This window comes from Paraburkholderia mimosarum LMG 23256 = NBRC 106338, assembly GCF_000739815.1.
In the GTDB taxonomy this organism is placed as follows: domain Bacteria; phylum Pseudomonadota; class Gammaproteobacteria; order Burkholderiales; family Burkholderiaceae; genus Paraburkholderia; species Paraburkholderia mimosarum.
On the sequence record NZ_BBJJ01000175.1, the window covers coordinates 1 to 4,419 of the forward strand.

Below are 4,419 nucleotides of genomic sequence, written 5' to 3' on the forward strand. Positions count from 1 at the left end.
AGCCAAAGTTCATGCCGCTGCTGTCGACGATCAGGCTGATAGCTTCGCCGTTGCGCCGGCGTTCGGCCACGCGAGCGCAGCGTTGTTTGACCTGAACCTCGAGCGTACGGAACCGCTCGCTCAGAAGCCCGAAACTCGGTACCCCGATGTCGAGTCCGCGCAGCGCCCAGAATTCGTGCATGTGGCCGGTGATCTGCCGCATGCCCCAGCCGAACAGCCGGTAGAAGATGAAGATCAGTTCGAGGTACGCATCGCTGTACGTCCGGGACTGACCCGACACGCCCTTCTGGTAGGGCGTGTCGTTGATGAACAGCGCCTTCAGGTCTCCGTCGGGACTATACAGGCTGAGTTGCCCGCGCCGCTTCAGGCTTTCGTTGTACTCGTGCGCGTTTGTTACCGCATAGCCCGGCTTCGCTCGTTTGCGCGGTTCGCCCGTCTTCAGTCTTGCCTTGTAAGGCATGAAAGCTCGCTCGTCGGATAGATCACCGGACTCTTTCGCTTGGCTGCGGCCTTGTCGCGTCGTTTTTGCACCAGAATGTCGAGTTCAGTGCCACACTCATCGACCGCGCGCCACAGCAGATACGGCTCCCCGCGCAGCGTCACGAACATCTCATCCAGATGCCATGTGTTGCCCCGCTTGCGCCGCGCCGTCTTTGCACGCTGGGCGAATTCAGCGCCAAACTTGTCGCACCAGCAACGGATTGTTTCGTGCCTGACGACGACACCACGCTCGAGCAACAACTCCTCGATATCGCGCAGGCTCAGGCTGAACCGAAAATACCAGCGAACCGCGCAGCTGATGACGATGGCAGGGAAGCGGTGACCGTCATAAAGCGACTTTCATCATCGCTTCATTCTACCCCCGCTCCTGCGTCAACCTGACAGAGCCGTGGAAATGCTTGCACCGGGCCATGAACAAACTGCTGCGCCACGGTTCGCTCGGACTGAACTGCATATCAATTATCTTGATGTTAATTGTCTTGTTTCTCTCTTGTCCACGCGGCAAGATGTACCTCGCGGTGCGCGGTAACCAAGTGGACTCGCCAAAGGCTGAGAGCTTGATTCGTAATGGATGGCACCTCTTAAATCACTAGGATCTCGTGTGGCCGTTGATCTACTGACTTCTCAAGAATGGTTGGACACCTTCGTACGCCGTGCATCACGACGCGTTTCCTCTTTCTCCTTCGGAAATGGATATGGCAGAACTCGTAAAAATTACCAACGACAACCTTGGTACTGTGCAGATTTGGGGGTTCCATGGGGGATGTAGCGTAAGGGACGTCGCAGCGGCTCTTGAGAAGATCGCTGCAGGGCTAAAGGGCGACGGCCATACGATTCACGTAATGTCGGGCACCCACGGCTATTGCGTGGGACAAGTCGGTGCTGTCGCAACGCGCGAGCAAAGGTTTGCGGAAGAAGATCGGGCTCTCGCCCATCCTGTGACGGCAGACAACAAGGCCATTGCTGTGGCTGTCCACGACTTCAATACGAACAAGCTGCCGGCTCCCGACTATGTGTCAGCTGCAATGGCCAAGCTCAACAAGGACATCCGCAACATCGTGGCAGAGACGCCCGGGACTCCTACATTTCTGCTCGCCTATTGCTGCAGTGCAGGCACGAAGTAGCGGTGATGAGTTCCCCGGGGTTTTGTCTTCGAGTCGCCCTCGGAGTGGTGCAACCAATCCACTGCCCGCTCAGCCCGAGCCAGAATGGATGCCGTTCCGTTGAGGTCAAACACATCCAAAGCCAATCGCTCGAAATTGTGGCCGCCTGGAAGAGTGCTTATCCAGGTTCCTCTGGCTCCTTCTGCGACGAAAGCTCGTAAATTGTCTCGCGGAATTGCCACCTGAGTGGACCGATGATTCGCTCCTTGCGCCGACTCCGCTACGAGATACTTGCAGTCCCATCTCGTGTGGTTAAGGCTTTGTTGATACTCCTTCAGCTTGGATTTTTGGCGGACGTTACCCCCACCGACTGTCGTAAAGCTTATAACTTGGTGAGTACCCCGGCAAAACTGGGGACTTGCGGCTGAGTCAAACAGATGACACGAAAAGTCAGGAGAACTTCACCTGCAAACCGGAGGTTTCGAAATGAAGCTTACGTCTGCCCCATTGATATTGGGAATTCGCGATAAGCGCAATTTCGGCGTTAATTGCGCAATCGACTTTGCAACGTGTTGCAAGTTCAGGGGTGACAGATTGAGCCGACGACCGCAACAGGTCGAACCTAGCAACAGATAAATCGGTAACAAAAATCTTGTGTTGTATCGGCCCGGATTGTTTGGACACGGTTTTGGGACTCGGGCGGCCTGTTTAAACATCCGTGCCTGACGAGCTTCGAGGGGTGACATGAAGCCCAGTTTTTCAGCCACCATTCTCGGTTGTAACGATCTTTGAAGTCAACGACAGCGTCACGAACTTCATCAACATTCCTGAAGATACGCCCGTGAATCGTTTGTTCTTTCATGGTCCGATTGACCCGCTCAGCGACGCCATTGGTTTGCGGTTCGGCGACGAAGGCGTAGCTCGCCGTGACGCCCCAGAATTTGAGCTGGTTCCGAAAGTCGTCGGACGTGTACTGGGAGCCATGATCCATGCGCAGCGTCAGTCCCGCTCCGATCGCGGCACTCACCCCGCCGAATTCGCTTTGCAGCCCCTGAGCAACAGGCTCAAGCGCGGCGAAGCGGTCGCCAGCCTTCACCGCGTGGATGCCTGCGCAATACCCGTCGCAATGATCGACGGCCGCGAAGACCCACACCAGACCATCTTCCACGGTTTGGATGCGAACCCCATCGGTTCCCCACATCTCGTTGGGCGTATCGGTTGTGATCCGTCCGTCGTGGAGGTTTTCCTCACCCAGCGGCCCGCGATGCGGCGAAAGCAGATGGTGTTCGCGCATCAGACGCAGCACACCCTCACGCGAGGCCCGTATGTCGCGCAGAATGCGCAGACGGGCCCATACCTTGCGATGCCCCTCGCCGGTGAACGGCGAGCTTTCCAGATCATTCTGGATTGCTTGCAGCAAGGCGGTGTCCGGCACCTCGGTTTGGGACCGCGTTTGAGCCTGGTGATGGGAGTGACGGTCGCCTTTGCATTGGCGCGTTCGGCATGGATCGACGAACGAGGGAAATTGAGCGTCTGGCAAACGCGCTTCAGCGCCATTAGCGCCTGCCGGTATCAGCGGAAGTCTCATTGCTCATTTCGACGACTTCCGCGCGACCAAAGGGGTGCGTGCCTGCCGCTCGCGCTCCTTGTGCAGGATCTCGTTCTCCATGGTCAACTCGCCAACGCGGCGCATGGCCTCATTGAGCCGGGCTTCAAGAGGATCGCTGTGCCGCCCTTCAGGCCCGCGTTCATCCCCGCCAGAGCCAGGATATTTGAGGTCATGTACGTATCGAACCGAGCGGCCCGCAAGCCATTGCCTGCGCCGGATGCCATCGACCGTCGAGGAGCCCACATCGCCGAAAACTGCCGCAAGCTTAGCTGCTTCAATGCGTCGAGCCATCCGCAGGCCAGTGCTTGAGCGTGAGCTTGAAACTCAGAGCCCACGCCTCCGGCTCTTCAGCCGGAGGCACCGCGGCGATCTCGAGAATTTATGCATGCCTTGGCCACAACAAGTCGCATTTACGCGGCTTGATCAGCGTAGCCTTAACCCAAACTAAGGGAGGAATTTTCCGTGGCATCAAAGAAGATATTAATTCTGCTCATAGCTTCTTGGCTGCACGCTTATAACGGCCCCGTCAGCGCGCAGACGCTTAACACCCAGTTCTTGGGTTGGATCGGCAAAAACCAGCACGGCTACTCCTTGGATGGATCGGACTGGCACTATTGTTTCGGTGGCTCTGGAGGAAGCTGTGGAACCGTGGCGTTAACGACAGGCCATTCGTCATGCCACACCACCAGCTTTAACATCGATGCGCAGTGGGGAATCCCGATAAAAATCGGCGACATGGCGATCGACGGCGGGTTCAATAAGTCATGGAATGCATGCAATATTCGTAGCGAAACGGTCACTTGTGGCCCTAACCCGGGCTGGAAGGGCCGCGCAGTCATCAACTTCAGCGAACGATGGGGGAAAGTCCACGTGATCGGGGCGGATAACTACCTCACCTTGCAGTCAAGCTGCCCAGCGGGATGGCGCTCCGATTGGATGGGGGAGTGGAGTTGGCGTTGCACATACGTCGGTGGCGCATATGATCGTGAAGGATATTTGCCAGAGTGGCGTGGCAGTAGCTGCAACTATCAGCGTATTTAGTTACTCAGATCGCCATTCGCCTCGTTCATTGGCTTGAGACAGCGGAGTGTCTTTGGTATCGCCACGATACCGCTAGGCGTGCACTGTGTCAGACGGCTGACGTTCCTTATCTACGAAGAAAGCTTATGTCCTTCAATATAAATTTATCTTCACGGCGTCGAGTTC

5 protein-coding genes and 1 pseudogene are annotated in these 4,419 nt (G+C 56.7%); 3 read left to right on the forward strand and 3 right to left on the reverse strand.

Annotated features, from left to right (window positions below):
- Both BMI01S_RS36095 and BMI01S_RS36100 read right to left on the reverse strand, forming a co-directional pair.
- Positions 1–460 (reverse strand): transposase (locus tag BMI01S_RS36095; RefSeq protein ID WP_042292827.1); only part of this gene is annotated, 460 nt, incomplete at its 3' end.
- 35 nt (positions 461–495) lie between these two features.
- Positions 496–840, reverse strand: a pseudogene (locus tag BMI01S_RS36100) (IS6 family transposase); the annotation flags it as partial.
- Between the two features lie 356 nt (positions 841–1,196).
- Between BMI01S_RS36100 and BMI01S_RS36105 the strand changes: the two are divergent.
- Positions 1,197–1,625, forward strand: coding sequence for a hypothetical protein (locus BMI01S_RS36105; protein WP_028233083.1), 429 nt, complete (start codon positions 1,197–1,199; stop codon positions 1,623–1,625).
- Between the two features lie 601 nt (positions 1,626–2,226).
- Here BMI01S_RS36105 and BMI01S_RS40175 read toward each other — a convergent pair.
- Positions 2,227–3,024 (reverse strand): DDE-type integrase/transposase/recombinase, encoded by a 798-nt coding sequence (locus BMI01S_RS40175; protein WP_169745500.1) that lies wholly within the window; start codon positions 3,022–3,024, stop codon positions 2,227–2,229.
- A gap of 33 nt (positions 3,025–3,057) precedes the next feature.
- On the opposite strand from BMI01S_RS40175, the gene BMI01S_RS42285 reads away from it, so the two are divergent.
- Together BMI01S_RS42285 and BMI01S_RS41620 are read left to right on the forward strand one after the other, a co-directional pair.
- Positions 3,058–3,522 carry a hypothetical protein gene (locus BMI01S_RS42285; protein ID WP_169745501.1) on the forward strand — a complete coding sequence of 155 codons (465 nt, stop codon included), beginning with the start codon at positions 3,058–3,060 and terminating at the stop codon, positions 3,520–3,522.
- A gap of 153 nt (positions 3,523–3,675) precedes the next feature.
- Positions 3,676–4,254, forward strand: a complete 579-nt coding sequence (locus BMI01S_RS41620) for a hypothetical protein (protein WP_156123902.1) — start codon at positions 3,676–3,678, stop codon at positions 4,252–4,254.
- Positions 4,255–4,419 lie beyond the last annotated feature (165 nt).

What these genes read in the sequence shown, in the direction of transcription:
- BMI01S_RS36105 (WP_028233083.1), top strand. Translation starts at nt 1,197, where the DNA reads ATGGCAGAACTCGTAAAAATTACCAACGACAACCTTGGTACTGTGCAG.